The organism is Microtetraspora glauca, from assembly GCF_040656155.1.
Taxonomy (GTDB): Bacteria; Actinomycetota; Actinomycetes; order Streptosporangiales; family Streptosporangiaceae; genus Microtetraspora; species Microtetraspora glauca.
Window position 1 is genome coordinate 97,383 of the sequence record NZ_JBFALK010000024.1, and the last position, 25,588, is coordinate 122,970.

The 25,588-nt window shown below is 71.3% G+C and carries 29 protein-coding genes and 2 pseudogenes; 17 read left to right on the top strand and 14 right to left on the bottom strand.

The genetic code is table 11. The features are described from left to right. Positions 1 to 17 precede the first annotated feature (17 nt). The 3 genes from AB0I59_RS34770 to AB0I59_RS34780 are packed head-to-tail and all read right to left on the bottom strand — an operon-like array spanning position 18 to position 2,802. The gene (locus AB0I59_RS34770) at positions 18 to 836 is read right to left on the bottom strand and encodes a carbohydrate ABC transporter permease (RefSeq protein ID WP_061256946.1); all 819 of its coding nucleotides are present in this window, start codon (positions 834 to 836) and stop codon (positions 18 to 20) included. Then, positions 836 to 1,741 (bottom strand): carbohydrate ABC transporter permease, encoded by a 906-nt coding sequence (locus AB0I59_RS34775; protein WP_061256944.1) that lies wholly within the window; start codon positions 1,739 to 1,741, stop codon positions 836 to 838. The genes AB0I59_RS34770 and AB0I59_RS34775 overlap by 1 nt, the downstream gene beginning before the upstream one ends. Further along, positions 1,738 to 2,802, bottom strand: coding sequence for a LacI family DNA-binding transcriptional regulator (locus AB0I59_RS34780; protein WP_061256942.1), 1,065 nt, complete (start codon positions 2,800 to 2,802; stop codon positions 1,738 to 1,740). Before AB0I59_RS34780 ends, AB0I59_RS34775 begins: the two co-directional genes overlap by 4 nt. A 199-nt stretch (positions 2,803 to 3,001) precedes the next feature. On the opposite strand from AB0I59_RS34780, the gene AB0I59_RS34785 reads away from it, so the two are divergent. Further along, positions 3,002 to 3,850: a sirohydrochlorin chelatase gene (locus AB0I59_RS34785; protein ID WP_063818794.1), complete on the top strand. Its 849-nt coding sequence runs from the start codon at positions 3,002 to 3,004 to the stop codon at positions 3,848 to 3,850. Positions 3,851 to 4,072: 222 nt separating this feature from the next. On the opposite strand, the gene AB0I59_RS34790 is transcribed toward AB0I59_RS34785, so the two are convergent. After that, positions 4,073 to 5,350: an RNA polymerase sigma factor gene (locus AB0I59_RS34790; RefSeq protein WP_358139720.1), complete on the bottom strand. Its 1,278-nt coding sequence runs from the start codon at positions 5,348 to 5,350 to the stop codon at positions 4,073 to 4,075. Between the two features lie 79 nt (positions 5,351 to 5,429). Between AB0I59_RS34790 and AB0I59_RS34795 the strand changes: the two genes are divergently transcribed. After that, positions 5,430 to 5,966, top strand: a complete 537-nt coding sequence (locus AB0I59_RS34795; protein WP_358139723.1) for an NUDIX domain-containing protein — start codon at positions 5,430 to 5,432, stop codon at positions 5,964 to 5,966. A 19-nt stretch (positions 5,967 to 5,985) separates the two neighbouring features. Here the strand turns inward: AB0I59_RS34795 and AB0I59_RS34800 are convergent, their stop codons facing one another. Then, positions 5,986 to 6,351 carry a DUF2203 domain-containing protein gene (locus AB0I59_RS34800; protein WP_061256934.1) on the bottom strand — a complete coding sequence of 122 codons (366 nt, stop codon included), beginning with the start codon at positions 6,349 to 6,351 and terminating at the stop codon, positions 5,986 to 5,988. Between the two features lie 372 nt (positions 6,352 to 6,723). Between AB0I59_RS34800 and AB0I59_RS34805 the strand changes: the two genes are divergently transcribed. The 4 genes from AB0I59_RS34805 to AB0I59_RS34820 all read left to right on the top strand — a co-directional run bounded on the left by AB0I59_RS34805 (position 6,724) and on the right by AB0I59_RS34820 (position 10,353). After that, entirely contained in the window at positions 6,724 to 7,578 is an 855-nt protein-coding gene (locus AB0I59_RS34805; protein ID WP_358139727.1) for an ABC transporter substrate-binding protein, read from the top strand. Then, positions 7,539 to 8,411, top strand: coding sequence for an amino acid ABC transporter permease (locus AB0I59_RS34810; protein ID WP_228646372.1), 873 nt, complete (start codon positions 7,539 to 7,541; stop codon positions 8,409 to 8,411). Before AB0I59_RS34805 ends, AB0I59_RS34810 begins: the two co-directional genes overlap by 40 nt. Before the next feature lie 7 nt (positions 8,412 to 8,418). Next, positions 8,419 to 9,159, top strand: a complete 741-nt coding sequence (locus tag AB0I59_RS34815; protein WP_358139731.1) for an amino acid ABC transporter ATP-binding protein — start codon at positions 8,419 to 8,421, stop codon at positions 9,157 to 9,159. A gap of 225 nt (positions 9,160 to 9,384) precedes the next feature. Further along, positions 9,385 to 10,353: a DUF6183 family protein gene (locus AB0I59_RS34820; protein ID WP_061256927.1), complete on the top strand. Its 969-nt coding sequence runs from the start codon at positions 9,385 to 9,387 to the stop codon at positions 10,351 to 10,353. Between the two features lie 9 nt (positions 10,354 to 10,362). Here the strand turns inward: AB0I59_RS34820 and AB0I59_RS34825 are convergent, their stop codons facing one another. Further along, the gene (locus AB0I59_RS34825) at positions 10,363 to 10,860 is read right to left on the bottom strand and encodes a winged helix-turn-helix transcriptional regulator (RefSeq protein ID WP_358139815.1); all 498 of its coding nucleotides are present in this window, start codon (positions 10,858 to 10,860) and stop codon (positions 10,363 to 10,365) included. Positions 10,861 to 10,959: 99 nt separating this feature from the next. Here AB0I59_RS34825 and AB0I59_RS34830 point away from each other — a divergent pair. After that, a pseudogene (locus AB0I59_RS34830) lies at positions 10,960 to 11,316 on the top strand (MFS transporter); the annotation flags it as partial. A 61-nt stretch (positions 11,317 to 11,377) separates the two neighbouring features. Next, a complete protein-coding gene (locus AB0I59_RS34835) occupies positions 11,378 to 12,148 on the top strand; it encodes an MFS transporter (protein ID WP_358139734.1) in 771 nt (256 codons plus the stop codon). Here AB0I59_RS34835 and AB0I59_RS34840 read toward each other — a convergent pair. Further along, entirely contained in the window at positions 12,145 to 13,458 is a 1,314-nt protein-coding gene (locus tag AB0I59_RS34840; protein ID WP_358139737.1) for an MFS transporter, read from the bottom strand. The two genes, AB0I59_RS34835 and AB0I59_RS34840, sit on opposite strands and share 4 nt — an antisense overlap. A 256-nt stretch (positions 13,459 to 13,714) precedes the next feature. Here AB0I59_RS34840 and AB0I59_RS34845 point away from each other — a divergent pair. Beyond that, positions 13,715 to 14,206: pseudogene (locus AB0I59_RS34845) on the top strand (helix-turn-helix domain-containing protein); the annotation flags it as partial. Positions 14,207 to 14,272: 66 nt separating this feature from the next. Here the strand turns inward: AB0I59_RS34845 and AB0I59_RS34850 are convergent. Beyond that, positions 14,273 to 15,259 carry a pirin family protein gene (locus AB0I59_RS34850; protein WP_061256919.1) on the bottom strand — a complete coding sequence of 329 codons (987 nt, stop codon included), beginning with the start codon at positions 15,257 to 15,259 and terminating at the stop codon, positions 14,273 to 14,275. Between the two features lie 126 nt (positions 15,260 to 15,385). Here AB0I59_RS34850 and AB0I59_RS34855 point away from each other — a divergent pair, with 126 nt between their 5' ends. Next, positions 15,386 to 15,850 carry a MarR family winged helix-turn-helix transcriptional regulator gene (locus AB0I59_RS34855; RefSeq protein ID WP_061256917.1) on the top strand — a complete coding sequence of 155 codons (465 nt, stop codon included), beginning with the start codon at positions 15,386 to 15,388 and terminating at the stop codon, positions 15,848 to 15,850. A gap of 24 nt (positions 15,851 to 15,874) precedes the next feature. Here the strand turns inward: AB0I59_RS34855 and AB0I59_RS34860 are convergent, their stop codons facing one another. The 4 genes from AB0I59_RS34860 to AB0I59_RS34875 are packed head-to-tail and all read right to left on the bottom strand — an operon-like array spanning position 15,875 to position 19,021. Further along, positions 15,875 to 16,255, bottom strand: a complete 381-nt coding sequence (locus AB0I59_RS34860) for a VOC family protein (protein ID WP_061256915.1) — start codon at positions 16,253 to 16,255, stop codon at positions 15,875 to 15,877. Between the two features lie 18 nt (positions 16,256 to 16,273). Continuing rightward, on the bottom strand, positions 16,274 to 17,026 hold the full coding sequence (locus AB0I59_RS34865) for an FAD:protein FMN transferase (RefSeq protein WP_061256913.1): 753 nt from the start codon (positions 17,024 to 17,026) through the stop codon (positions 16,274 to 16,276). Further along, on the bottom strand, positions 17,026 to 17,622 hold the full coding sequence (locus AB0I59_RS34870) for an FMN-binding protein (RefSeq protein WP_063818792.1): 597 nt from the start codon (positions 17,620 to 17,622) through the stop codon (positions 17,026 to 17,028). Before AB0I59_RS34870 ends, AB0I59_RS34865 begins: the two co-directional genes overlap by 1 nt. A gap of 10 nt (positions 17,623 to 17,632) precedes the next feature. After that, the gene (locus AB0I59_RS34875; protein ID WP_358139742.1) at positions 17,633 to 19,021 is read right to left on the bottom strand and encodes a ferredoxin reductase family protein; all 1,389 of its coding nucleotides are present in this window, start codon (positions 19,019 to 19,021) and stop codon (positions 17,633 to 17,635) included. Positions 19,022 to 19,170: 149 nt separating this feature from the next. On the opposite strand from AB0I59_RS34875, the gene AB0I59_RS34880 reads away from it, so the two are divergent. Next, positions 19,171 to 19,899 (top strand): response regulator transcription factor, encoded by a 729-nt coding sequence (locus tag AB0I59_RS34880; RefSeq protein WP_061256909.1) that lies wholly within the window; start codon positions 19,171 to 19,173, stop codon positions 19,897 to 19,899. Next, a complete protein-coding gene (locus tag AB0I59_RS34885; protein WP_358139746.1) occupies positions 19,896 to 21,317 on the top strand; it encodes a sensor histidine kinase in 1,422 nt (473 codons plus the stop codon). Before AB0I59_RS34880 ends, AB0I59_RS34885 begins: the two co-directional genes overlap by 4 nt. A 12-nt stretch (positions 21,318 to 21,329) precedes the next feature. Here the strand turns inward: AB0I59_RS34885 and AB0I59_RS34890 are convergent, their stop codons facing one another. Both AB0I59_RS34890 and AB0I59_RS34895 read right to left on the bottom strand, forming a co-directional pair. Next, positions 21,330 to 22,274, bottom strand: a complete 945-nt coding sequence (locus AB0I59_RS34890; RefSeq protein ID WP_061256906.1) for a GNAT family N-acetyltransferase — start codon at positions 22,272 to 22,274, stop codon at positions 21,330 to 21,332. 61 nt (positions 22,275 to 22,335) lie between these two features. Beyond that, positions 22,336 to 22,707 carry a VOC family protein gene (locus AB0I59_RS34895; protein WP_061256904.1) on the bottom strand — a complete coding sequence of 124 codons (372 nt, stop codon included), beginning with the start codon at positions 22,705 to 22,707 and terminating at the stop codon, positions 22,336 to 22,338. A gap of 379 nt (positions 22,708 to 23,086) precedes the next feature. Between AB0I59_RS34895 and AB0I59_RS34900 the strand changes: the two genes are divergently transcribed. The 5 genes from AB0I59_RS34900 to AB0I59_RS34920 all read left to right on the top strand — a co-directional run bounded on the left by AB0I59_RS34900 (position 23,087) and on the right by AB0I59_RS34920 (position 25,533). Continuing rightward, on the top strand, positions 23,087 to 23,602 hold the full coding sequence (locus AB0I59_RS34900) for a phosphate-starvation-inducible PsiE family protein (RefSeq protein ID WP_358139750.1): 516 nt from the start codon (positions 23,087 to 23,089) through the stop codon (positions 23,600 to 23,602). 250 nt (positions 23,603 to 23,852) lie between these two features. Then, complete coding sequence (locus tag AB0I59_RS34905) at positions 23,853 to 24,404, top strand: MarR family winged helix-turn-helix transcriptional regulator (protein WP_358139753.1); 552 nt, start codon at positions 23,853 to 23,855, stop codon at positions 24,402 to 24,404. 72 nt (positions 24,405 to 24,476) lie between these two features. After that, positions 24,477 to 24,674, top strand: a complete 198-nt coding sequence (locus tag AB0I59_RS34910; protein ID WP_358139756.1) for a hypothetical protein — start codon at positions 24,477 to 24,479, stop codon at positions 24,672 to 24,674. Further along, complete coding sequence (locus tag AB0I59_RS34915; RefSeq protein ID WP_358139759.1) at positions 24,671 to 24,850, top strand: hypothetical protein; 180 nt, start codon at positions 24,671 to 24,673, stop codon at positions 24,848 to 24,850. Before AB0I59_RS34910 ends, AB0I59_RS34915 begins: the two co-directional genes overlap by 4 nt. A 155-nt stretch (positions 24,851 to 25,005) precedes the next feature. Next, positions 25,006 to 25,533 carry a GNAT family N-acetyltransferase gene (locus AB0I59_RS34920; protein WP_358139762.1) on the top strand — a complete coding sequence of 176 codons (528 nt, stop codon included), beginning with the start codon at positions 25,006 to 25,008 and terminating at the stop codon, positions 25,531 to 25,533. Positions 25,534 to 25,588 lie beyond the last annotated feature (55 nt).

Sequence of the window (25,588 nt, forward strand, 5' to 3'; positions counted from 1 at the left end):
AGATCTCGGGGGCACGGCTATCCCTTGACGGCGCCGGCCATCAGGCCGGATCTGAGCCGCCGCTGGATGACCGCGAAGAACGCCAGGCTCGGGATCGTCGCCAACAGGGAGGCGGCGGCGAGCGGGCCCAGCCGTACGACACCCTCCGGGCCGGTGAACTTCACCAGCGTCAGCGGCAGGGTGGCCACCTCGGGGTCCTTGAGGACCACGAGCGCGAAGAGGAACTCGTTCCAGGACGAGATGAAGGCGAACAGCAGGGTCGCGACGACGCCGGGGACGAGCAGTGGCGCGACGACGCTGGCGAGGGCCCTGAGCCGTCCCGCGCCGTCCACGGACGCCGCCTCCTCCAGCTCGCGCGGTACGGCGCGCACGTAGCCCTGGAGCATCCAGAGGGCGAACGGCAGCGTGAAGGTGACGTGCACGAGGGCGAGCCCGGGCAGCGTGTTCACCAGCTCAAGCCGGCGCAGCACCATGAACAGCGGGATGATGATCAGGATGACCGGGAAGACCTGGCTGACCAGCACCCACCCGATGGCGACCTTGTTCAGCGCGCTGCGGAACCGCGCCAGCGCGTACGCCGCGGGAAGGGCGACGACCACGGTGATCACGGCGCTCGCCAGCGCGACGGCCAGGCTGCGCGCGGCGCTGCCCACGATGTCCTGCTCGCCGAAGGCGTCGGCGAAGTTGGCCAGGGTCGGGCGGCGCGGGATCCAGGTCGGGTCCAGGTTCGCCATCTCCTGCGGCGTCTTCAGCGCCGTGGACAACAGCCAGACGAGCGGGAACGCCAGGAAGACGATGTAACCCAGCAGGGCGAGGTACTTCAGGGCGGTGCGCATCAGTCGGCCTCCCGCATCTGCCGCCACAGGTAGACGCCGAGCACGGCGAGGACGACGATCGTGATCGCGACGCCGAGGGTCGCCGCGTACCCGAAGAAGCCGTAACGGAACGCCTCCTCGTACGCGAACAACATCGGCAGCCGCGTCCGCCCTCCGGGCCCTCCCTGCGTCAGCACGTAGACCAGGCTGAACTGGTTGATGTTCCAGACGAAGTCGAGCGAGGTGATCGCCACGATCACCGGGCGGAGCTGCGGCAGGGTGACGTTCCAGAAGCGCCGCCACACGCCCGCGCCGTCGACCCCGGCCGCCTCGTGCAGCTCCTTGGGCACGTTCTGCAGCCCGGCCAGCAGGACGACCGTCGTCTGCGGCATGCCCATCCAGATCCCCACGAGGATCACGGCGGGGAGCGCGACGGAGAAGTCGTTGAGCCAGTCCACGTCGGTGCCGAGCACGGCGTTGAGGATGCCCGCGTCCGGGTGGTAGACGAGCCGCCACATCAGGCCGATGACCACGGGCGGCATCGCCCACGGCACCAGCGCCAGCACCCGGGCGAACCCGCGCAACCGCAGGTCCTGGTCGAGCAGCAGCGCGAGCCCGAGCGACGCGAGGAACTGCAGCACGGTGACGGAGACGGCCCAGATCATGCCGATGCGGAACGACTCCCAGAAGTCGACGTCCGTGAGGAGGTCACCGAAGTTCGCCAGGCCGACGAACGACGTCTCGGTGTTCCGCCCCGACCTGGCGTCGGTGAAGGCGAGCATGATGCCGTAGACCAGCGGACCGACGCTGAGCACCAGCACGGGGATCAGCGCCGGGAGCATCAGCATGAAGGTGTCCCGGTTCCGCGCCCTGTTGGGGGCGGGTCCGCGTCCGGCCCTGGCCGGCCGGACGTCCGTGAGGGTCATGGGCTCTCCTCCCCCTCGGTGCCTTCGCCGGCCCCCGGCACGTCGTCGGTCCCGTCCCGTACGCCGGCCGTCGAGGCGCGTACGGCCAGGCGCGGCTCGACGGTGACGACGCGCGCCTGCCGCTGGCCGTTCTCCAGCCGGTCGAGCAGCAGCTCGGCGGCGGCCCGGCCGCGTCGCTCGGATCCGAGCGACACGCTGGTCAGCGCGGGCCAGGCGACCCCCGCCAGGTAGGTGTCGTCCATGCCGACGACCGCCACGTCCTCGGGCACCCGCCGCCCGGCGCGGCGCAGCACGTCCAGCGCGCCGAGCGCGATCAGGTCGTTGGCGCACATGAGCGCGTCCACGTCGGCGGCCCGGTCCAGCAGGGCCCGTACGGCGGTGGCGCCCTCGGCGCGGTAGAAGTCGCCCACCTCGACGAGGTTCTCGTCGTACGGCAGGCCGAGGGCGTCGAGCGCCTCTCGGTAGGCGGCGGCCCGCGCGGCGCCGGGGACGGTGTCGGGCGGACCGTTGACGAACGCGATGCGGCGCCGGCCGAGCCCGTAGAGGTGGTCGAGCGCGAGCCGTACTCCGGTGCGCGAGTCGGCCCGCACGTTGTCGACGCCGGTCTCCTCGGGCACCGAGCCGATGACGACCACGGGGGCCCTGGCGGCGGCGAGGGCGCGCAGGTGCTCGTCGGTGACCCGCAGCGGGCTCATGATCAGCCCGTCGACGTACCGCTCGCCGAGCCCGCGCAGCACGTCCAGCTCGTCGGCGACGTCGGCGTCCGTGGAGTGCAGCAGGAGGCGGTAACCCGCCGCGCGGAGCACCGGCTGGATCTCGCGCACCATGGCGAGATAGACCGGGTTGCCGATGTCGGCCATGGCGAACGCGACCTGGTTGGTGCGCCGGTTCTTGAGCGAGCGCGCCACGGAGTTGGGAACGTAGCCGAGCTCCTCCGCCGCGCTCAGCACGCGGCGGACCGTCTCCTCGCGGGTCGGCAGTCCGTTCAGAACGCGAGAGACAGAGGCGATCGACACCCCGGCGCGCCGCGCGATCGTGTTGATCGTGGGGCCTTCGGTCACAAGTCACCTCGTCAGTGCTGGTGTAAACGTTTACGGAAACACCGCGTCTGTAAACGTTTACGGGTGGGATGAGGCCATGAAACACGCCCGTAACGGAGAGCGTCAAGTCACGATCACGTAAACCGATCAGGCTAAAGATCAGCATCAAGCGGTGGGTTGGTTCACTCATTCGGCCGGATTCGCCCTAGAATCCGCCGATGTGAACGAAGGTCACGACGACCCGCCGAAGCTTCCCACCCGGGAGCGATCCTCCCGGCCCGGAACCGGCCGCCACCGGCGCCCGCTCCCGGCGAACCTGCCGCCGGACGCGCCCGCCTTGGTGCTGGCCGTTCCCGGCATGGCGGGAGACGTCGCGGCCGAGATCGCCTCGGTCATCCGGCTCGACAACCCGCAGGTCGATCTGCGCCTGGTCTCCCTCATGGACGGCGGCGCCGATCTCGCCAAGGCTTTCGTCTCCGCCGCCGCCGACCGGCCGGCCGCGGAGACCGCGGCGGTGGTCGTCCCGCTCGTGACCGGCCCGCACCCCCGCGTGATGCGGGCCGTGCGCGACGCGGTCACCCAGAGCGAGAGCCCCGTGACGATCACCGATCCGCTCGGCCCGCATCCGCTGCTCGCCGAGGCGCTGCACATGCGGCTGTCGGAGGCGGGGCTGGCCCGCGTGGACCGTATGCGGCTGTTCAACGTGACCTCCCCCGTCGACGGCATCATCGTCGCGACCACGGGCGGCGACGAGGGTGCGCGCGGGGCGGACGCCACCGCGGTGCTGCTGGCCGCGCGCCTCACCCTGCCCGTGGTGCCCGCCGCGCTCGACGGCGTGCCGAACGTCGGCGACGCCGCCGAGCGGCTGCGCAAGATCGGCGCCAACCGTCTCGCGCTGGTCCCGTTCGTCATCGGGCCCGAGGCCGACCACGACAAGGCCACCGCCGCGGCCGAGGCCATCGGCGCGGGCTGCGCCGCGCCGCTGGGCGCGCATGAGGCCGTGGCCCGCCTGGTGGGCATCCGCTACGGAGCCGCGCTCGGCGAGTACGAGGAGATCGACGAGGACTGAGGTCCTGCCGGGGCCTCAGGGCGTGTTTCGTGGATCTTCTTGGCCTACTGCGGTCGCCCATATGGCGCCTCGCGGCGTTGCCACCCCGCCCAGGAAACACTTCCGAGGCGGGCTCGGGCGGTCCGGCGGCCCCGAACGACCTCTTCCCTGCCTGACAGACGCCCGCCCCCCGTCGACGATCTGAGGATCCGAGGAGCGGGCGCCGTGAGACAGGGCGGAACGTCAGTCCTCCTGGTCGTACCAGTGGGGCGTGGCGACCGACAGCGGGTCAGGGGCCGGACCGGCCTCGGGTCCGGGGACGACGTGGAGGTCGACGGTGTCCGAGCTGTGGTGGCTGGAGCCGTCGACGACCCAGCCGTCCTCGATACGGTCGGCCGTGACGCGCTGGTCGAAGAAGCCGCCGCCCGGAAGAGTCCAGTGCAGGCGGTAGCCCGCCTTCAGCCCCCGGCGGCCCAGCTCGGCCCGAACCTCCGCGACCGTCCTGCCGTGGCTCCGGTAGCCGTCCAGGGCCTCCTCGCCCGACGGGTCGTATGCGGGCTCGTCGGCGTAGGGCTCACCCGGCGCGGCGGGGCGGCCGACGCCGAAGACTACCCGGCCCGAGTAGTGGGCGGGCAGCCACACCTTGCCGCAGAACGCCGACGCGCACGGCGCCACGCCCTGCACACCGATGCTTCCCGGCCCGCGAAAGCCGTCGCGGGGACGATCGGGCCGATCAGCCTGCCCACGTCGCCCGGCGCCACCGGTATCACCTTCACCGTCACGTTCAGGCCGACCGCGCGGAACGCCTCCTCGAAACGCCGTGGGTCGGCCGCGGGGTCGGTGATGGTGACGCTGAAGTAGTCCGTAGCCTTCTCGATGGAGACGGCCGCGTTGGCGTAGCGGACGGCGGGGCCGCCCGGCAGGTCGACGCCGATCGCGACGGCGACGCCCAGCCCCACGGAGACCGCGCCGAACGCGAGCGCCCGCCGCATCGGGACGCGTCTCGGGGCTCGGAGACGCCGCCATGGCCAGGCCCCGCGCGAATCGCTTGCGCGCCCGGTAGAGCCTGATCCGTACGGCGTTGCGGGAGATGCCGAGGGTCGTGGCGAGCTGCCCGGTGTCGAGCCTCTCCCAGGCGGCCAGGGACAGCGGCTCCCTGTCTCCGTCAGACAGGGTGCGAAAGACCCTGCCGACCGGGGAGAAGTCCTCCCCCGGCGAGCGCGCGTGCGCCAGGAGGGGCAGGGAGGCGAGATGCTCGCGCAACGCCTCCGTACGCTGCTCCCTGCGCAGCTCGCCCCGCCGGTGGTTGGCGAGGACCCGGCGGGCCACGCCGTACAGCCAGAGCCTGGCCTCGTCGCCGTCGGGCAGCTCCTCGACGCGCCGCCAGGCGATCGTGAACGTCTCGGCCACCACGTCGGCGGCGTCCTCGGGGTCTCGGCAACGCCGCAGGACGTACCCGAGTATGGGTTCGTAGGCGTGTTCGTAGATTTCCACGAACCGGCCGTGGGGATCGGCTCCCATCCGGCCTCCTCACTTGGATCGTCGGTCACCCCGTCCATGTCCGCGGCACCGGAGGCATTTCGCGGCGTAGGGTCGGCGGGTGAGCACGTCCGATCGTGGTCCCGATCTCTCGTTCATCGCCGGGCTGACGCGCGTCCGGGCGGCGGCGGGCGCGCTGATCCGGGACGAGGCGGGCCGGGTCCTGCTCGTACGTCCCACGTACAAGGGGACGTGGGACATCCCGGGCGGCTCGCTGGAGCCGGGCGAGTCCCCTCGGGCGGCGTGCGTCCGCGAGCTGGACGAGGAGCTGGCCATCACGCCGGAGGTCGGGGCTCTGCTGTGCGTGGACTGGGTTCCCCCGGCCCCTCCGTGGGACGGCGGGCTGATGTTCGTCTTCGACGGCGGGGTTCTGCCCGCGTCGGAGGTGGCGGCCATCCGGCTGCCTCCCGAGGAGCTGGAGGGGTTCGCGTTCGTGGCGCCCGGCGATCTCGACGGCCCCCTGACACCGGAGATGGCCCGCCGGTTACGGGCCTGCCTGGGACGGCCGGGCAGGGGCGGCGTCTATCTGGAGGACGGCTACGCGGAGAGCGGCCCTCCGGAGAGCGGCCAATCGGACGACCGCCATCCGGAGACCTGACCCCCGCCGAGCCCGCCGCTCACCGGGGCAGCGGGCGCCGTCCGGGGAAGCCGAGTTCGGTGCGGTGGTACCAGCCGAGGTCCTTCTCCCCCTCGATCCAGCACAGCCGGACGGAGACTCCGTCGAGCACGGCGGGGAAGTCGACGAGGACGGGCGCCACGCCCTTGAGTTCGACGCCGTGGTCGCCGAACCACAGGAGGATCTCGCCGATGCGGGCCTCCAGGGCCTTGCCCTCGGGGATGCCGCCGAGGGGTGAGCCTCCGGCGTTCTCCAGGTCGTAGGAGAGCTCGGCGAGGTCCGCCCGGAGCGCCACCAGGTCGGTCACGCGCGCGACGACCTCGGGCATGAGCGACCTGGCCTCGTCGAGGCTGAAGATCCGGTCCATGCTCGGCACGCTACCGCCTGCCGGGACGGCGGGGTGCCGGAATCCCCCGCGCTCGACCCCATCCCCCGTGCCCGATCACGCCCCCGATCACGCCCCGGACCCGCGCTCGCCCCATCCCGATCCCGCCTCCCGATCCCGCCTCCCGATCCCGCCGACGTACCGGTGGCTTACGTCGGGATTCTGTCGGGATTCCGGCGGCGGATGACGACTGCTGAAGAGAACAGGAAGAACGGCTGTAACAGCGGCACCATATGGCGCGAAAATGGCGAAATATCCCCCTTATCACCTATTTGTCAGATAGTGGTGAAGCTATGTGTCACCTCCTATAGATTGTCCTAAATATTGGCTTATGTCGTATTTAAGGGGGATCGCGTGGCTTCTTGGTCCATGCGTCGCCGGATGCTCTCCATCGGCGCCACGGCGCTCGTTGCCGCGTTCACGGTCTCCGCCTGCGGCAGCGGCGGAAGCGGCGGGCGCGGCGACGGCGGCGGCGCCGCGAGCGCGAAGGGCGGCATCGCGCTCGTCAACGCCGGAAAGCTCACGACCTGTACGCACCTGCAGTTTCAGCCCTTCCAGTTCAACCAGGGCGCCAAGGTCGTCGGGTTCGACGTGGACGTCATCGATCTCGTCGCCAAGAGGCTGGGCGTGACACAGGACATCATCGACATCGACTTCGCCCCGATCAAAAGCGGTGCAGTGCTCAGCTCCGGAAGGTGCGACCTCGCCGCGGCCGGCATGACGATCACCGACGAGCGCAGGAAGAACATCGAGTTCTCCGTGCCGTACTTCGACGCCACGCAGGCCCTGCTGGCCAGGAAGGGCAGCGGGCTGACCTCGCTCGGCGACGTGAAGGCGAAGAACCTCAAGATCGGCGCGCAGGCCTCGACGACGGGGCTGGAGTACGTCAAGCGCAAGGGCTTCGACCCGATCGAGTTCGCCGACTCGCCCAAGGAACTGCTCGGCCTGCAGACCGGCCAGGCCGACGTGATCGTGCAGGACCTCCCCGTCGTGGCGACCTGGCTGAAGAAGCCGGACGTGCGCGCGAAGTACGAGGTCGTCGCCGTCCTGGACACCGGTGAGCGGTACGGCATCGGCATGAAGAAGGGCAACACCGCACTGTCCAAGGTGGTCAACGAGGTGATCGAGGGCGCCAAGGCGGACGGCACGTACGACACCATCTACAAGAAGTGGTTCGGCACGGAGCCGAGCCCGGCGACGGCGTCGTGACGGCGCAGCGGCTCGCCCCCTCCCCGCGACAGGGCACGCGACAGGGGTGGAGTCCCCGCAGGCGGCAGCGGGTCAGCAGGGGCGTCCAGTACGCCCTCCTGATCGCCGTCGTCGCCGTGCTCGCCTCCCTCGCCGACTGGAAGTCGATCCACCAGTCGTTCTTCAACGGTCAGGTGGCGGCCGACGGCCTGCCCCGGTTGTTCACCGTCGCCCTGAAGAACACGGTGATCTACACCGCCTGCGGGTACGTCGTCGGGTTCGCCCTCGGCATGCTGCTGGCGCTGATGCGGCAGTCCTCGGTCGCTCCGTACCGGTGGATCGCCTCGACGTACATCGAGATCTTCCGCGGCCTCCCCGCTCTGGTGATCTTCCTGATGATCGGGAGCCTGCCGCTGGCGTTCCCGGGACTCAGGATCCCGGGCGACGTGTACGGCCAGGTCACGCTCGGCCTCGGGCTCGTCTCGGCCGCGTACATGGCCGAGACCTTCCGGGCCGGCCTGCAGGCCGTGCCGCGGGGGCAGATGGAGGCGGCCCGCTCGCTCGGCATGCCGTACATGCGCTCCATGGTGTCGATCATCATTCCGCAGGCGGTCCGCATCGTCATCCCGCCTCTGACGAACCAGTTGGTCCTGCTGTTCAAGGACTCGTCGCTGGTCCTGTTCCTCGGGCTCACGGCGGCCCAGGTGGAGCTGGCCAAGTTCGGCAACGACCAGGCGTCGACCTTCGCCAATCCGACGCCGATCCTGGTGTCCGGGCTGACGTACCTGCTGATCACCATCCCGCTGGGGTACGTCGCGCGACGGCTGGAGTCACGGCAGGAAGGGAAGAGGTGAACGACAGATGAGCACTGTCGAGATCAAAAACCTGCACAAGTCCTTCGGGCCGCTCGACGTGCTCAAGGGCATCGACTTCACGGTCGAGGCCGGGCAGGTCGTCTGCGTGATCGGCCCTTCGGGGTCGGGCAAGTCGACCCTGCTGCGGTGTGTCAACCTGCTGGAGCGGCCGACGTCCGGCCAGGTGTTCGTGGACGGCACGGAGCTCACCGATCCGGACGTGGACATCGACGCCGTACGCCGGCGGCTGGGCATGGTCTTCCAGCAGTTCAACCTGTTCCAGCATCTGACGGTGCTGCGCAACGTCACGATCGCGCAGGAGCGGGTGCTGAAGCGCGGCAGAGCGGAGGCGAGGAAGATCGCCGGGGAGACCCTGGAGAAGGTCGGACTCGGTGAGAAGGCCGACTGCTTCCCCGCCCAGCTCTCCGGCGGCCAGCAGCAGCGTGTGGCGATCGCCCGCGCCCTGGCCATGAACCCGTCGCTGATGCTGTTCGACGAGCCCACGTCCGCGCTCGACCCGGAACTCGTCGGCGACGTCCTCTCCGTCATGCGCGAACTCGCGCGGGACGGCATGACCATGCTGGTCGTCACGCACGAGATGGGCTTCGCCAGGGAGGTCGCCGACCGGGTGGTCTTCATGGACCGGGGCGCGATCGTGGAGGACGGGCCGCCGGAGCAGGTGATCGCCGCTCCCCGGCACGCCCGTACCCGCGAGTTCCTCGGCCGGGTGCTGCACCCGGAGCACTAGAGCCTGTACGGGCTTGAGATCATGATGGTGCGGATTCGCCTACGCGGAGCCCGCTGACCTGGTAGATCATCCCGCCGTGCGCGGGGTGACCTTGCCGATGATGAAGGGCGCCCGGCTATGGGAGTGCCCCCTCCGCGCCTTTCGTGGGAGCGTGGGCGTGCGGCGACGAACGCCGGGCCAGGTACGAGAGGGCGACCATGTCAGCGAGATCACGTCAGGGACTTCATGACCGCGCATGAGAGAGGGGGCGGGCCGCACGAGCGGGCTCTGGCGCGTGTCCCGGGCGACGCCGCGTCGCTGGCCGAGCTGGTGCGCGACCTGTACGCCGACGAGCGGCAGGGGGGCCGGGTCCGCCACCTGGCCGCGCTGCTGGCGGAGCGACGGCGGGTCCACCACCTGGTGCCGCTGCTGGAGCACCCGCCAGAGGAGCCGGACGCGTGGGCCGAGCTGGTCGCCTGCCTCATCCAGGAGCTGGTGGCACGCCGCGTCACCCTGGTCAGGGTGCCGGCGGCGGCGCGATGCGCGGAAGCCCTGCGGGGACTCGGTCACCCCCTGGCCGGACTGCCCCTGAAGCGCACCCGGGGAGAGCGGCGGATGGACGCGGCCGTCCTCGGTCCCGGCTGGACGCCACGCGGCGAGCAGGCCCTCCCGGAGCCTCCGGAGCGGGACGACTGGCTCGCGGGCCGGGGTTCTCCGGACCGCGCGCCGAGGATCGTCAGCATGCGGGAGGACGAGCGGCGCATCGCCTCCGCGGTGGAGCACTGGAGCGCGCCGGCGGTCGCGGCCGTCATCGAGCTTCCCCGGCGGATCGATGCTCAGGACCTTACGCCGCTGGGGGTGAACGCGTTCCTGCCGGGCGCGCTCCGTGCCCAGATCGCGCTGTACGGCGCGATGACGAGCCTGGACGCGGTGGTGAGCGAGCTGTTCGCCGTGGCCTACTGCGACGCCAGCTACTCTCGTGGCCTCCGCGGCGGATACGGCAGGCTCGCGGCGTGGCAGTCGGTCGCCGGCCTCGTCCGCGCCCCGGCGGGCGCGTCCGTCCACCGGATCAACGAACTCGCCGCTCGATGGCGATGGACGGTGTTCCGGATCATCCGGCGGCAGCCGTACTGGGTGGATCAGGAACTCGCGATCGGCGCGCTCAGCCCGCGCGGAACCGTCCTCAGTCTGCTCGTCACCCACGACACCGACTAGCGACACCGACTAGGTGCCCCTCCCGGGGTGGCCGACCTTGTTCACGACGGTGTCGCCGGCGTTGAGCCGTCGCCCGTCGGTGGATCGGACCTCGAGAGCACGAAGCGGATGCCCGTGCCGACGGTCGACCATCTCGGAGTGAGGTTCGTCGGGGGCGAAGAAGTGCGCCTCGCCCCACTGCCGCAGCGCCACGATGACGTTGAAAAGATCCCTGCCCTTGGGGGTCAGGACGTACTCGTTGTAGGCGCTGCCGTCGGATGCCGGGACGACGTCGAGGATGCCGCCGTCGACGAGTGTGCGCAGGCGCGCCGCGAGGATGTTCTTGGCCACGCCGAGGCCGCGCTGGAACTCGCCGAAGCGGCGGCTGCCGTCGAACGCGTCGCGCACGATCAGCAATGACCACCAGTCTCCGATCGCGTCGATCGATCGCGCGACCGGGCAGTCACTGTCGTTGAAGCGGGTCCGCTTGACCATCGCGCCCTCCCTCCACCTAGCCGGTTGCAACATGCTACCAAACTCGCCTAGTGTCGGCTGGTAGCAAGATGCAACCGATCGAACGAGGGGGATGCGGTGGCCCGCCGCGAGGGAACGACGACGATCACGGACGTGCCCGAGGAGACACCCGCTCCCGCGCCGTCCCGCCACGTCACGCTGCTGTTCGCCATCGCCTGCGGGACGGCGGTCGCCAACGTCTATTTCGCGCAACCGCTCCTGGTCACCCTGGGCCGGGACTTCGCGATGGGACCCGCGACCGTCGGCGCCGTCGTCACCCTCACGCAGATCGGCTACGGGCTGGGACTGTTCTTCCTCGTACCGCTGGGCGACCTGGTCGATCGGCGGCGGCTCGTCGTCACGCAGTCGCTTCTGCTGGCGGCGGCGCTGGCCGCTGTCGGCACCGCCGCCACCGCGCCGGTCCTGCTCGGCACCATGGCCGCGGTGGGATTCCTCGCGGTCGTGACCCAGACGCTGGTCGCCTTCGCCGCGTCCCTGACCGGACCCGACCGCCGCGGGCGCGTCGTCGGCGGTGACCAGCGGCGTGGTCATCGGCATCCTGCTCGCCCGCACGGTCTCCGGCGCGCTGGCGGACCTCGCGGGCTGGCGGTCGGTCTACCTCACCTCCGCGGCCGTCACCCTCGCGCTCACCCTGGCCCTGTATCGCCTGCTGCCACGCCACGGCGGGCCCCGCGCGTCCATGGGTTACGGGCGGCTCCTGCGCTCGACGATCGCCCTGTTCGCCCGGGAACCCGTGTTCCGCGTCCGCGCCCTGCTCGCCATGCTCGTCTTCGCCGCGTTCAGCACCCTGTGGAGCTGCGTCGCGCTGCCGCTGAGCGCGGCCCCGCTGTCGCTCTCCCACACCGCGATCGGCGCCTTCGGACTCGTGGGCGCGGCGGGTGCCCTGGCGGCGGCCCCGGCCGGACGCCTGCACGATCGCGGCCTCGGCCAGTGGACCACCGGCACAGCGCTGGTCCTGCTCGCCGCGTCCTGGCTGCCCCTCGCGTTCACCCGGCAGTCGCTGTGGGCGCTGGCGATCGGCGCGGTCGTCCTCGACCTGGCCGTCCAGGCCGTCCATGTCACCAACCAGAGCCTGATCTACGCGCTGCGCCCGGACGCGGGCAGCCGGCTGATCGGCGGCTACATGATCTTCTACTCGATCGGCAGCGCCACCGGCGCCCTCGCCTCGACCGCCGTCCACGCGGTCGCCGGGTGGAACGGCGTATGCGTCCTGGGCGGCGCGATCAGCCTGCTCGCCCTCGTCCTGTGGGCGGTCACGCGGCGCGGCGCCCGGCGAACCTAGTCCGGGTACGGCAGGCAGCAGCGGACTCCTACGGCCAGCGTCGCCACGATCGCGAGCTCGGCCCAGACCAGCCCCCCGACCAGGTACAGGCCGCCGAAGACGGCGACCGCGGAGGCCTGAGCGAGCATCGGACCGGTGGAGTTCAGCGCCGTCAACGCCGAGGCGCCGTCGGGGCCGACTCGGCGGGCCAGCCTGGCGACCAGCGGGGTGTAGCCCGCCGCGTGCCCCGCCGAGGCGACCAGCAGCACCGGCGCCGACCATGCCCCCGGCCAGCCGCCCCCCGCCGCGAGGACGGCGACGGCCGCGGCGAAGACGGCGGTGCCGACGGCGGGCAGGTGGCGTCCCGGCAACCGGTGGGCGAGCAGGCTGGTGCCGCCGAACCCGACGGCGTACGGCAGGAAGGCCAGCCCCGCCCCCAACGGCCCCACCCCCAGCTCCCCCTGCAGGTGGAGGGTGAGAGAGAAGATCAGACCCGCGTACGCGGCCGACACCAGGCAGCAGTTCACCAGCCCCGGCACGATCCCCGCGCGCAGGGTCAGCCGGAGGTCGAGCAGGGGAAAGGCGGTCCTGCTCTCGTGGCGGACGAAGGCGGCCAGCAGCCCCGCCCCGGTCAGGAGGGCGATCCACGTCCAGGGCCGCCAGCCGTACTGCCTGCCGAGCATCAGAGGGACGGTGAGGGCGAGCATGGCCACGGTGAGCAGCACGACGCCGGCAGGATCGAGCCGTACCGACCGGTCGCCGCCGGCGACGGGCAACGTCCGCCGACCGATGGCGAGCACCACCAGTCCGACGGGCAGGTTGATCAGGAAGACGGCCCGCCAGCCCAGTCCGGGCAGATCCGCACCCGCCACCAGCCCGCCGAGGAGCTGGCCCACCGCGACGCACAGGCCGAGCACCATCGCGTACAGCCCGACGGCCCGTTCGCGTGCCCGCCCGGCGAACCGCAGCTGGATCAGCGAGAACACCTGCGGGATGAGCAGCGCCCCCGCGACCGCCTGGGCGACCCGCGCCACGACGAGGACGGCGACCGACGGCGCGAGCCCGCACAGCGCGGAGGCCGCGGTGAAGCCGGCGACGCCGGAGAGGAAGGCCCTGCGGTGACCGAGGAGGTCGCCGAGGCGGGCGCCGGTGACGATCAGCACGCCCATCGTCAGGCCGTACCCCGTGGCGATCAGCTGCACGGTCGCGCCGTCGGCGGCGTAGGCGCGCTGGATGGAGGGGAGCACGACCGTGACGATGTTGCTGTCCAGTGACGCCATGGCCTGGCCGGCGAGGAGGACCGGCAGGACGGTCCGTTGGGCGGTTCTCATGGCGGCCACCATCGCCCGCCGCGATCCGGACCGTCTTGAACGAATATGATGCCCAGCCGTGGAGTTCGCCGTACGTGTGGTGGTCTGCGCGGACACGATCCCCGGCTGGTCGGCGCCCCGGCCGATCGACGTCCACCAGATCGTCTTCGTCCGCCGCGGCGGCTTTCGCGTGCGTAGCGACGGTGAACGGCTGACCGCCGACCCCAGCCTGGGCTACCTGCTGATCCCCGGACGCGACCACCGCGTCTCGCACCCGATGGGCGGAGACGTCTGCACCACGATCACCGTCGGCGACCGGCTGTGGCACGAGGTCACGCAGGGGCGGCCGGTGCGCGCCGGCGTTCCCGTGGACGGCCGCCTGGAGCTCGCGCACCGGCTGCTGTTGCGTGGCGCCGACCCCGAGCCGCTGGTCCGCGCGCTTGAGCTGGTCGCCGCCGTCCCCGCGAGCTACGGGCGGCCGGGGTTGGCCGCGCTGGCGCGTGAGGCGGTGCTGTCCGGCGTCCCCGACGCCTCCGATCTGGTACGGCTGGCGCGCACGCTTGGCGTCTCTCCCGGTCACCTCAGCCGGACCTTCCACGCGCACTGTGGCATGACGTTCAGCCGCTACCGCAACAGGGTGCGGGTGAGCGGGGCGCTGGCCAGGATCGAGCAGGGCGAGACCGACCTGGCCCGGCTGGCGGCCGAGCTCGGCTTCGCCGACCAGGCCCACCTGGCCAGGACGGTCCGCCGGGAGACGGGCCGCCCACCCGGCCGGATACGGGCCCTGTTTCACCGGGCCCGTTCGGCAGGCGTCCCTCCCTCAGTCGTCCCTTCCTCAGGCGTCCGGCGTCGCGGCCCGCACGTCGGCGTGGGCGGCCGGGATGCTGCCCAGGCGCCCGGCCTGGTAGTCCTCCATCGCGGTGATGATCTCCGCCTTGGTGTTCATGACGAAGGGTCCGTAGGCGACGACCGGCTCGCGGATCGGCAGGCCGCCGAGGACGAACACGTCCAGCCCACCGGTGCGGGAGTCCTGGCGGGCGTCCGCCGCGACGGTGATGGTGTCGCCCTGGCCGTAGACCGCGAGCTGCCCGGCGCTGATGGGCCGCCGCTCGGCGCCGACGGTGCCGCTGCCGCCGAGGACGTAGACCAGCGCGTTGAAGTCGGTACGCCACGGGAGCGTCAGCGACGCTCCGGGCGTGACGGTGGCGTGCACGAGCGTGATCGGCGTGTACGTCGAGCCGGGCCCGGCGTGGCCGCCGACCTCGCCGGCGATGACGCGGACCAGCGCGCCTCCGTCGTCGGAGCTGAGCAGCGCGACCTTGCTGGAGGTGATGTCCTGGTAGCGGGGCGCGGCGAACTTCTGCGCGCGCGGCAGGTTCACCCAGAGCTGGAGGCCGTGGAACAGCCCGCCGCTGGCGACGAGGTACTCGGGCGGGGTCTCGATGTGCAGGATCCCGGAGCCGGCCGTCATCCACTGGGTGTCGCCGCCTCCGATGAGGCCGCCGCCTCCGTGGGAGTCGGAGTGGGCCATCTCCCCGTCGATCATGTAGGTGACGGTCTCGAAGCCCCGGTGCGGGTGCCAGGGCGTGCCCTTGGGCTCTCCGGGGGCGTATTCGACCTCGCCCATCTGGTCCATGTGGATGAACGGGTCCAGGGCGCGCACGTCCACCCCGGCGAAGGCCCGCCGTACGGGGAAGCCCTCGCCTTCGAGCGCGCGGGGCGCGGTGGTCACGGAGACGACGGGGCGGTCGGCGGCGGTCAGCGGGTCGGGCAGGGGGACGCGGGGCAGGGCGAGCGTGTTCTCCACGGTGACGGCGGGCATGGGGGCCTTCCTTCCGGTCTCGCAGTGGTCGCGGGGCGGCGTACGGCACAAGGTCGTTTCGCCGTCAACGACATTCACTCTACCCAATGTCGTTTCGCCGTCAACTATTCCCGTAGGCTGGGCGGCATGGACGAGGTGCGGTGGCTCGATTCGGAGGAGCAGCGGGCATGGCGTGCCTACCTGGACAGCACGCGGCTGCTGATCCAGGCCCTCGATCGCCAGCTCGAAGCGGACTCGGGCGTCTCCATGCTCGATTACGAGGTGCTGGTCGTGCTGTCGGAGGCCCCCGACCGGCGCATGCGCATGCGCGATCTCGCCGACGCCGTGCTGTCGACCCGCAGCGGCGCGACCCGGGCGGTGACCCGGCTGGAGCGGCTCGGCTGGGTACGCCGTACCGACTGCGCGGACGACAGGCGCGGCACGGAGGCCGAGCTCACCGAGGAGGGCCTCGCGAAGCTCGCGGCCACGGCGCCGGGGCACGTCGCCGCGGTCCGTGCCCACATGTTCGACCTGCTCACGCCGCGCGAGGTGGAACACCTCCGCACCGTCGGCACCAAGATCCGCGACCACCTGCAACATCCGGCGTCCTGACCCCGGCCGCGAGCGCCCCTCTGGTCAGATCGGGGCGAGCCGATGGTGCAACAGGCAGAACTCGTTGCCCTCGGGATCGGCGAGCACGATCCACGGCTCGTGTCCCGTCTGCCCGATGTCGGCGCGGGTCGCGCCGGCCGCGAGCAGGCGCACCAGCTCGTCGGCCTGATCCCGGTCGGTCGGGTTCACGTCGATGTGCAGGCGAAGCTTCGCCGGCCTGGGCTCGACCGACGGGTTGAACACCAGAGTCGGCTGGAGCCCGCCGAAACCCCCCTCCGGGGGGCCGATCCGCACGCTGCCCTCGAGCCGGTCGAGCACGGCGAAGCCCAGGACATCGCACCAGAAGGCGGCGAGCCGTTCCGGGTCGCGGCAGTCGAGGACGAGCTCGGTGATACGGCATGCCATGCGGTCGGCATACCCGATTCAGCGCGCGTGGCCCACCACCGGAACCCCGGGAAAACCGGGCGTGCGCCAGGTGCCGCCATCGGACGTGACCGCGAACGCCTCCATCCCGTCGAGTCCCTCCACCCACTCCCTGGCCGCGCCGCCCATGGCGAAGGCCGCCGTCGCGTACGCGTCGGTCATGGTCAGGCTCGCGCCGACGAGGGTGATCGAGGCCAGCCCGGTGGCCGGGCGGCCGGTGTGCGGGTCGAGGATGTGGGGGCCTCGCTCCGCCGTACCCGAGGTGGCCACGGCGAGGCCAGACCCGGTCACCACGGTGGCGAGCTCGCCCGGCCGCAGCGGGTGGGCGACGCCGACGCGCCAGGGCCGCCCGGGGGCGGCGGACCCGGCGAGTTGGATGTCGCCCCCGCCGTTGACGCAGTGGTTCGGCGCTCCCGCTCGGGTGAGGATGAGCGACGCCCGCTCGATCGCCCATCCCTTCACCATGGCGGAGGGGTCGAGCCGGCCTCCTGGACGGGCGGTGAAGTACCCCCGTGAGGCGCGGGCCGCCGATTCGCACAAATCGAGGACACCCGCCACCTCCGCCGGGCAGTCCGCCAGGGCGATCTCGCCCCTGCCGAGCCGGCTGACCGGACTGTCCGTGCGGTACGTCGAGAAGGTCGCGTCGACACGGCGCAACCAGGCCACGGCCTCTTCGACGGCCCGGGTCGCGTCGACGGGGTCCCGTACGTCGAAGGAGAAGACGGTGCCCATGACGTGCTCGACGTGGCGCATCACAGCCCGGCCCTGTCGAGGGCGCTCTGCAACGAGGTGATGTACCCCTCGCTGGTGTAGGTGGCTCCGGAGACCGTGTCGATCCCGGCCGACTGGGCCGAGAGCGCCGCCTGGTTCAGGATCGGGAGCGCCCGGTTGTTGATGGCGATGTCCCTGTGGTTGTTGTCGGGGGCCTGGAGCACCTTGACACCGGTCACCTTGCCGCCGGAGATCACGAGCTCGACCTGCACCGGGCCCCAGCGCGTGTCGGCCGCGTCACCGGTGACCGTCTTGTCGCCGCTCGTCGCGCCCGCGCTCGCGCCGTCACCGGTCCAGGCGCCCGAGTTCGAGGAGACCCCGCCTCCCCCGTGGTCACCCGCGGGAGGACCGAACCCGTCACCGCCGCCGAACCCGTCACCGCCGCCGAACCCGGCACCGCCGCTGTCCTCGTCACCGTCGCCGTGGCCGTCGAACCCGGGGTCGCGGCCGGAGGCCGCATCGGCCCGCGCCCCGGCGGACGGGCGGTCGGCGGACGCGGTGATCTCGTGTGGTTTGAAGGACAACAACAGCACCAGGCCGACGGTGGTGGCGAGCACGGCCAATATCGCTCTGCGCATGAGTCTTCCTTCAGAACTCGAACGATTCGTGGTGGATGCGCCTCTTCGGCACTCCGGCGGCGCGCAGCGCGGACACCACGCTGCGCGTCATGCTCTCCGGTCCGCACACGTAGACCTCGTGCTCGCGCAACCCGGGGACGCGCTCGGTGAGCGTCTCCGGCGTGAACGGATCGCCGATCTCGCTCCGCGGTCCGACGCAGTAGTGCAACGCCGCCCCGCGGGCGGTGGAGATCGCCTCAAGTTCGGCGCGGAACACCAGGTCACCGGTGGTCCTGGCCCGGTAGAGGAGGGTGAGGTCGCCGGGCGCCGCCGGTACCGACTCAAACAGGGCGCGCACGGGCGTGACGCCCACGCCTCCGGCGATGAGCAGCACCTTGCGCCCCTTGAGGCGGCCCGCCGTGAACGCGCCGTACGGGCCTTCGGCGACCACCCGCGTGCCGGGGCGCAGGCGGGCGAGCGCGCGGCTCTGGTCGCCCAGGTCCTTCACGGTGATCCGCAGCTCACCGGGACGCGGCGCCGCCGACAACGAGTAGGGGTTGGGAGACCACCACAGGTCCCTGGTGAGGAACCGCCACCGGAAGAACTGGCCGGGTTCGGCCCCGAGCCTGTCGAGACGGCGCCCGGAGATGTGGACGGAGACGACGCCGGGAGCCTCCTGAACGACCCCGGCGACCCTGAGCCGGTGCCGGAACGCCTGCCGTACGGGCATGAGGAACCGGTACCAGACGACCAGCACCGCCACCGCGACGTAGAGGACGTACCAGGCCGTACGGGCGGCGGGGAACGTCAGGAACTCGCTGCCGTTCGCGAGCTGGTGCCCGAAGGCCAGCCAGGCCACGAGGTACGTGTAGAAGTGCAGGTGGAACCAGGTCTCGTAGCGCAGCCGGCGCCGGACGGCGCGGGCCGAGACGATCCCGACGCCGACCAGGAGCAGCAGGGCCACCGTGGCCTTGAGCACGTCGGGATAGGTGAGGTTGAGCGTCACGGTCTCGCTCACCACGTCGGCGCCGTCGGTGACCGCGTACCCCCAGATGATCAGCAGGGTGTGCGCGACGGCGAGCCCGACGACGTACCGCCCGCCCATCGAGTGCCAGCGGGCGAGCCTGTCGGAGCCCACCCCGCGCTCCAGCGCGGGGACCCGGGCCATCAGTGCGAGCAGCACCGCGAACGCGTATCCGGCGAGGAGCCCGGTGATCCGACCGGCGTTGGTCAGCCAGCCGTCCAGCCCGGAGACGCTCGGCGTGCCCGCCCACCACAGGCCGAGTACGGCGAGCGCGCCCACGGCGACGGCCACCAGGACGGCCTCGGGACGCGCGCGGGCGCCTCGCTGCGGCATGGCCCGGTGCGTGCCGTCGACGGCTCCCCCGTTCCGAACCGGCGACGTGAAGGCGGTGCTCACGGAGATGTCCCCTTTCATCGGTCCGTGGATCACCGTGCCAGTCGAACTTCTCAGTTCCCTATGAGGCGGGGCATACCGGAATGATTCATAGGATTCTCAGAGCCGGCTCAGAGCATCCGCCGGGGAACAGGGAGGACGTTGTCATCACTATGCGTACGACCTCCCGCGATCTCCCTGAGCTGGTCCGCCCGGACGGAACCCCGGTCCGTGTGCTCGTCGTCGACGACGAACCCGACCTCGTCGAGGTGCTCGCCGCCGTGCTGCGCTACGAGGGGTGGGAGGTGCGCTCGGCCGCCGACGGCACGGCCGCGGTGAACGCCGCCCGCGAGTTCCATCCCGACGCGGTGCTCCTCGACATCATGCTCCCCGACATCGACGGGCTGGAGGTGCTGCGCCGCCTGCGCGCCGAGGCGCCGCACGTGTGCGTGCTCTTCCTGACCGCCAGGGACGCCGTGGAGGACCGGATCGCCGGGATCACCGCGGGCGGCGACGACTACGTGACCAAGCCGTTCAGCCTGGAGGAGGTCCTCGCCCGGCTGCGCGGCCTGCTGCGCCGCGCGGGCATGGCCCGGACCTCCCAGGGAGCCCGCCTGGCCGTGGGCGACCTGACCATGGACGAGGACGCGCGGGAGGTGACCCGCGGCGGCGAGCTGGTGGAGCTCACCCCGACCGAGTTCGAGCTGCTGCGCTTCCTCATGCGCAACCCGCGCAGAGTGCTCAGCAAGGCGCAGATCCTCGACCGGGTCTGGTCCTACGACTTCGGCGGCCAGGCCCACGTGGTCGAGCTGTACATCAGCTATCTGCGCAGGAAGATCGACACAGGACGCCGCCCGCTGATCCACACGGTCCGGGGCGTGGGATACGTGCTCAAGCCATGAGACCGCGCACCCTGCGAGCCCGGCTGGTGATCGGCGTGCTCGCCCTGCTCGCGCTCGCCTGCGCCGCGGTCGGCACGGCCTGCTCCCTCTCGCTGGAGCGGTTCATGGTGGACCGGCTCGACGCGCAGCTGTCGATGACGACCGGGAAGTTCGCGGCGAGCCTGGAGCACGGGGGAAGGTACGGCGAGCGCGGCGACAGCCGCGGGCAGTCCCTCGGGACCCTGGGCGCTCGTCTCCTGAACGGCCGGGTGACGCACGCCGCCGTGGTGGCGCCGGACGGAGCGGATGTCAGCCTCTCCGCCGGAGACGCCGCCGCCCTCGCCGCCGTGCCGGCGGACCGGCGCGGCCACACCGTGGAACTGTCGGAGCTGGACGACTACCGCGTGATGGCGATCGAGGGCGCCGACGGCGACGTCCTCGTCAACGGCCTTCCCCTCGAGGGCGTCAACACCACGATCCACCGCCTCCTGATCGCCGAGATCGTGGTGTTCGCCATCGTCATGGTCGTCACCGGGATCGCCGGCGCGACGTGGGTGCGGCTGTCGCTGCGCCCCCTGCAACGGATGGCGGCCACGGCCCGCCGGGTCAGCACGCTGCCGCTGGCCAGCGGCGCCGTGGCGCTGCCGGACCGCGTACCGGACGAGGACCCGCACACCGAGGTCGGCCAGCTCGGGGCCGCGTTCAACCGCATGCTCGGCCATGTGGGCGAAGCCCTCGCCCGGCGGCACACCAGCGAGCAGCGGATGCGCACGTTCGCCGCCGACGCCGGTCACGAGCTGCGCACTCCGCTGGCGACGGTCCGGGCCCACGTCGAGCTGGCCAGACGCCACCCCGGCGAGGTACCGGACGAGATACGGCACGCCCTGGAGCGGATCGACGCGGAGTCCTCCCGCATGGGCACGCTCGTCGACGATCTGCTGCTGCTCGCCCGGCTGGACGCGGGCAGGCCGCTCGCCCGCGACCCGGTGGACCTGAGCCGCGTGGTGATCGACGCCGCCGGGGACACCCGCGTCTCCGCGCCGGACCATCACTGGCGGCTGCGGCTGCCGGAGGAACCGGTCACGATCACCGGCGACGCCGACCGGATCCACCAGGTCGTCGCCAACCTGCTGAGCAACGCACGCGCCCACACCCCGCGGGGCACCACGGTCACCGTCTCCGTACACGTCCCGGCTCCGGGAGCGGCGGAGCTGGTCGTGCACGACGACGGGCCGGGCATCCCCGAGGAGGTCCAGGGAGAGATCTTCGAGCGGTTCGTCCGGGCCGACAAGGCGCGCGCGCGTGCCTCGGGCGGCAGCGGCCTCGGGCTCGCCATCGTCAAGGCCGTGGTCGTCTCGCACGGCGGCACCGTGTCCGTGGAGAGCCGCCCCGGCAGTACGGACTTCCGCGTGCTTCTTCCCGGCCGGGCGGCCGGTTGAGTCACCGTGGAGTCACCTCAGGCCGGTCGGCAGATCCGCCCGCCAGGCGTCGATGGCGAGCACGGGGCGCATCCCGACGGACAGGTAGAGGTCGAGCGCGGGCGTGACGTTGTTCGAGTCCACGTGCAGGATCGTGCCCGCCCGGCCACGCCTCGCGTCCGCCGCGAACGCCTCGCGCAGCAGGAGCCTGCCGAGCCCCCTGCTCCGGAAGGCGGGCAGCACGGCGAGGGTGCGCACGTAGCCGCAGTCCTCGTCGGACACGAAGTGGTTGGTCCCGAGCAGCATCGCGGCCGGCTCGCCGTCCACGCGGGCGACCAGGAGCTGGCTCCAGTCGTTCGCGCTGGACGCCTCCATGTCGGAGATCCACTCGTCGAACGTCCTGGGCACGAACCCGAAGTGCCGGGCGAAGCCCTCCTGCTGGATCCGGTGGGCCGTACGGAGCCTCTCCTGGTCGGGGTCTCCGCGCTCCACGGTCACGCCGGACGGGATCCCGGGCCCGGCGACCTCCGCGTCCATCGCGTGGTCGATCCGCATGCGGTGGAAGCTGGTGGCGGCGGCGAGGCCGCGCTCCTTGGCCGCCGCCCGCAGCGCCGCGTCCTCGCGGTAGACGCCGATGTCCACCCGCGCCTGGGCGTGCCCGAGGTCGCGGGCGATCTCCACCGCGCGCTCCAGGACCCGCTCCCACAGCCAGTCCCCGACGTCGGCCACGCGTGCCTGGACGTCGATGTCCACGTTGTCGCTCGTCCCCTTGGGGGAGGCCCACCCCCAGCCCACCAGCCGCTCGCCGTCGTACACCAGCCAGCCGTCGGTGGCGAGCTCCAGCTCGCCGAGGATCTCGGCGACGTCCTCCAGGGTGGCGTCGGGCTTGCCGAGGATCCTGGTGTCGTGCTCGGCGACCAGCTCGTGGATCGCCGCCGCGTCGGCCTCGGTGGGCCGCCTGATGTCGTATCCGTTCACCCTGCGGTTGTACCGTCCGCGACTTGGCGGGGGCTTACTCGCGGATTGGCGGGCAGCACGGTCAGGCGTACGGCTGGGTGATGACCTCCATGTTGTGGCCGTCGGGATCGTCGAAGTAGACCCCGCGCCCGCCGTACAGGTGGTTGATCTCACCGGGCTTCTCGTGGTGCGGGTCCGCCCAGAAGTCGAGTCCCCGTTCCCTGATCCGCCCGAAGATCACGTCGAACTCGGGCTCGGTGACGATGAAGCAGTAGTGGTTCTTCTGGACCTCGTCGACGTCCATGTAGTCGAGCGTGACGCCGTTGGCCGTCTTGATCGGCACGAACGGCCCCCACTGCGGGGCGGCCGAAAGGCCCAGGATCCCGGCCAGGAACTCCGCCGACGCGCGCTTGTCCCTGCTGGGCACGATGGTGTGGTTGAGATCGACGGACATCGAAGGCACCCTCCTGTCCCGTTTCAGCGAACCGGCTCTCCGGGGAACCGGATGCCGGGGAGGGGCATTCCCTCGCCGGTGGGAGCCTTCCTCGGTTCTCCCCCGATCTGATGACATTCCCGCACCTTGGGGCATATTTCCCGGTCCGCCACCATAAGGTCGCCACGATTCGGGCAATCTCCCTGCGGTGGCGCACACACGCGATTCCGACGAACGCCGAAAAGATCGGCAAAGACCGGCATCGGCCGCCATATCGGGGTACTCCTGAGAAAGCATCCGCGGCGGGCGACGGCGCGCGACGCCAGGCACGCCGATCCGGTTCCGGCCCGACCCATGGACGACGCCGACCTATGGAAGCGACCTATGGATGAGCCGACCTATGGATGATGAGACACGCGCATCGGCCCCGGGGGGCACGCCGAGACCGCCGGCCAGGATCGCGCGGAGCAGGCTGGAGTCCCTGCTGCTGCGGGTCCTCACCCGCGTCGAACGGGCGCTCCTCTACGTGGTCGCGTTCATCCTGCTCGCCATTGCGGGCGGCGTCGTGGTCATGATGTTCGTGACCGCGATCCAGACCCCGGCGAGTTGGGGCGACACGGCCATCGCCCTCCTGGAGGAGCTTCTGCTCGTCCTGATCGTCATCGAGATCTTCGTGACGGTGCAGACCCACCTGGAGGGCGGCCATCTCCAGGTCGAGCCCTTCATCATCATCGGCGTCATCGCCGTGGTCCGGCACATCCTGTCCGTGGTCGTACGGCTCAGCGTGACGATGACGCCGGAGCAGACCCGGGAGGAGTTCACGGAGCTGGCCGCCTACGCGGGAGTGACGTTCGTGCTGGTCGCGGCGCTGGCCCTCGCGCGCTGGTCGAAACGGGCCTCCGGCCCGGACTCCTGACCGCCTGCCCGGGTGTGGCCGAGCCCGCGTTCGCCGTGCCTTTCGGGGACGACCATGTGGCCGCTCACGCTGTCGATCGATCGTCGGTTTCCCCGCCGAGGGAGTGCCGGTCGAGCGGGAGCCAGGGTGTGCCGATCGTCCCGGCGCCGCTGCCGCCCGGCTCCGGGCACGAGCTTGGGATGGACATTTAGTGAAGTAGGTAATAAAGTCCCGCTTCATTATGAAGGACGTACATAAATCATCGAGCGGCGTGAGCGGCTTCGAACGCGACCACGACGACCACCTCTTCGATCCGCGCGCCAGGGAGGCCATGACCCGCTTCGCGGGCGGGGAGGACACCCTCGCGCTGGAGGCCGCGGCCGCCGTACGCACCGCCGTCCACGCCGTCGAGCGCATGCGCTCCCACGGAGCCGAGGGCCGCGGCCTGAGTTCCGGGGCGCTCGACATCCTGATCCGCCTCAGCGCCACGCCCGACGACGGCATCAGCATCGGCGACCTGGCCCAGGCGGCCGGGGTGAGCTCCCGCAACGTCACCGGGCTGGTGGACACCCTCGAACGCGACGGCCTGGCCCGCCGGGTCCCCGACCGCAACGACCGCAGGTCCGTGCTCGCCCAGATCACGCCTGACGGGCTGGCGTGGATCGAAGCCTTCCGCCGTCCGACGCAGGTCGCCATGGCGGCGATCTTCCGGGGGTTCACGCCCGCCGAGCTCACCCAACTGCGACATCTGTGCCTGCGCCTCGCCGACAACCACCGCCAGCTCGCCGACCACCTGAGCCGCACGGCCGACCGCACCACCTGAGCCCGCAGCACCCGAGCCCGCAGCACCCGAGCACCGCCACCTGAGCGGCACCACCGACACGAACGGAGTGCGATGATCACCGACGCCACCCTGACCCGGCAGGCCGTACGCGGCTATCACGACGCCCGGTTCCGCGGGGACGTGCCCGCGGCCACGGCCCAGCTCGCCGAGACCTTCGCGTTCCAGAGCCCGATGATGAGCTCCGCTGACCCGCCGGGCACCTGTCCGGCCTCCCCGGCTTCCTCCAGATCATCACCGGAGTCGACATGATCAGCGAGCTGTACGGCGAGTCCGAGGCGACCCTCGTCTACGACGTGCACACGGCCACCCCGGCCGGTACCCAGCGCACGGCCGAACACTTCCGGCTCGACGACGGCAAGATCACCTCGATTATGCTGATCTTCGATGCGACGCCGTGGCAGCCGATGAAGGCGATGATGAGCTGACCCGGGCTCCGCACGGCATTCCCGGGGTCGGCCGGACGCCCGGCCCCGCCGGGCGTTCCGAGGAACACGCTCACCAGAACCTGTGTCAAAGCAGTTGCTCGATCATCAACGCATCTGGTGATCTTTCCCGTGATCGCTTACCAAAGGAGCAACACGTGCTGATCGGGAACCTCGTACGATTTCGGCCGATGGAGCCGGGGGACGCGGAAGCGCTCTGGCGCTGGAACAGCGATCCCGAGGCCATGCGCTGGCTCGACGACGGCTATCCGGAGTCCCTGGCCCAGGCCACGGCCCGTCACAGCGAACGTGAACGAAACTTCTACGGACACGTGCTCTTCGGGATCGAGACCATCGCCGAGGGCCGGCTGATCGGCCTCGTCCGGCTCAGCGGCGCGGAGCCCGAGACAGGCGACGCGGACCTCGACATCTACATCGGGGAGAAGGACTGCTGGGGTCGTGGGTACGGCACCGAGGCCACACGCATGATCTGCCGGTACGGCTTCGCCAAGATGCGGCTGCACCGCATCACTCTCTGGGTGGCGGAGGCGAACGCCGCCGCGATCCACGTCTACAAGAAGGTCGGCTTCGTGGAGGAGGGACGAGCGCGCGAAGCCTTCCGCCGGGACGGCGACTGGCACGACCTGATCCTCATGGGCCTGCTCGACGGCGAACTCGACGCCTGAAGCCGAGCCTTGGACCGCCGACCAACGGTGGAGCACCCGCCGCGCATGAGGATTG

What these genes read in the sequence shown, in the direction of transcription:
- AB0I59_RS34770 (WP_061256946.1), bottom strand. Translation starts at nt 836, where the DNA reads ATGCGCACCGCCCTGAAGTACCTCGCCCTGCTGGGTTACATCGTCTTC.
- AB0I59_RS34775 (WP_061256944.1), bottom strand. Translation starts at nt 1,741, where the DNA reads ATGACCCTCACGGACGTCCGGCCGGCCAGGGCCGGACGCGGACCCGCC.
- AB0I59_RS34790 (WP_358139720.1), bottom strand. Translation starts at nt 5,350, where the DNA reads ATGGGAGCCGATCCCCACGGCCGGTTCGTGGAAATCTACGAACACGCC.
- AB0I59_RS34800 (WP_061256934.1), bottom strand. Translation starts at nt 6,351, where the DNA reads ATGGACCGGATCTTCAGCCTCGACGAGGCCAGGTCGCTCATGCCCGAG.
- AB0I59_RS34815 (WP_358139731.1), top strand. Translation starts at nt 8,419, where the DNA reads ATGAGCACTGTCGAGATCAAAAACCTGCACAAGTCCTTCGGGCCGCTC.
- AB0I59_RS34820 (WP_061256927.1), top strand. Translation starts at nt 9,385, where the DNA reads ATGACCGCGCATGAGAGAGGGGGCGGGCCGCACGAGCGGGCTCTGGCG.
- AB0I59_RS34825 (WP_358139815.1), bottom strand. Translation starts at nt 10,860, where the DNA reads ATGTTGCAACCGGCTAGGTGGAGGGAGGGCGCGATGGTCAAGCGGACC.
- AB0I59_RS34840 (WP_358139737.1), bottom strand. Translation starts at nt 13,458, where the DNA reads ATGAGAACCGCCCAACGGACCGTCCTGCCGGTCCTCCTCGCCGGCCAG.
- AB0I59_RS34850 (WP_061256919.1), bottom strand. Translation starts at nt 15,259, where the DNA reads ATGCCCGCCGTCACCGTGGAGAACACGCTCGCCCTGCCCCGCGTCCCC.
- AB0I59_RS34855 (WP_061256917.1), top strand. Translation starts at nt 15,386, where the DNA reads ATGGACGAGGTGCGGTGGCTCGATTCGGAGGAGCAGCGGGCATGGCGT.
- AB0I59_RS34860 (WP_061256915.1), bottom strand. Translation starts at nt 16,255, where the DNA reads ATGGCATGCCGTATCACCGAGCTCGTCCTCGACTGCCGCGACCCGGAA.
- AB0I59_RS34865 (WP_061256913.1), bottom strand. Translation starts at nt 17,026, where the DNA reads ATGCGCCACGTCGAGCACGTCATGGGCACCGTCTTCTCCTTCGACGTA.
- AB0I59_RS34870 (WP_063818792.1), bottom strand. Translation starts at nt 17,622, where the DNA reads ATGCGCAGAGCGATATTGGCCGTGCTCGCCACCACCGTCGGCCTGGTG.
- AB0I59_RS34880 (WP_061256909.1), top strand. Translation starts at nt 19,171, where the DNA reads ATGCGTACGACCTCCCGCGATCTCCCTGAGCTGGTCCGCCCGGACGGA.
- AB0I59_RS34885 (WP_358139746.1), top strand. Translation starts at nt 19,896, where the DNA reads ATGAGACCGCGCACCCTGCGAGCCCGGCTGGTGATCGGCGTGCTCGCC.
- AB0I59_RS34895 (WP_061256904.1), bottom strand. Translation starts at nt 22,707, where the DNA reads ATGTCCGTCGATCTCAACCACACCATCGTGCCCAGCAGGGACAAGCGC.
- AB0I59_RS34900 (WP_358139750.1), top strand. Translation starts at nt 23,087, where the DNA reads ATGGATGATGAGACACGCGCATCGGCCCCGGGGGGCACGCCGAGACCG.
- AB0I59_RS34910 (WP_358139756.1), top strand. Translation starts at nt 24,477, where the DNA reads ATGATCACCGACGCCACCCTGACCCGGCAGGCCGTACGCGGCTATCAC.
- AB0I59_RS34915 (WP_358139759.1), top strand. Translation starts at nt 24,671, where the DNA reads ATGATCAGCGAGCTGTACGGCGAGTCCGAGGCGACCCTCGTCTACGAC.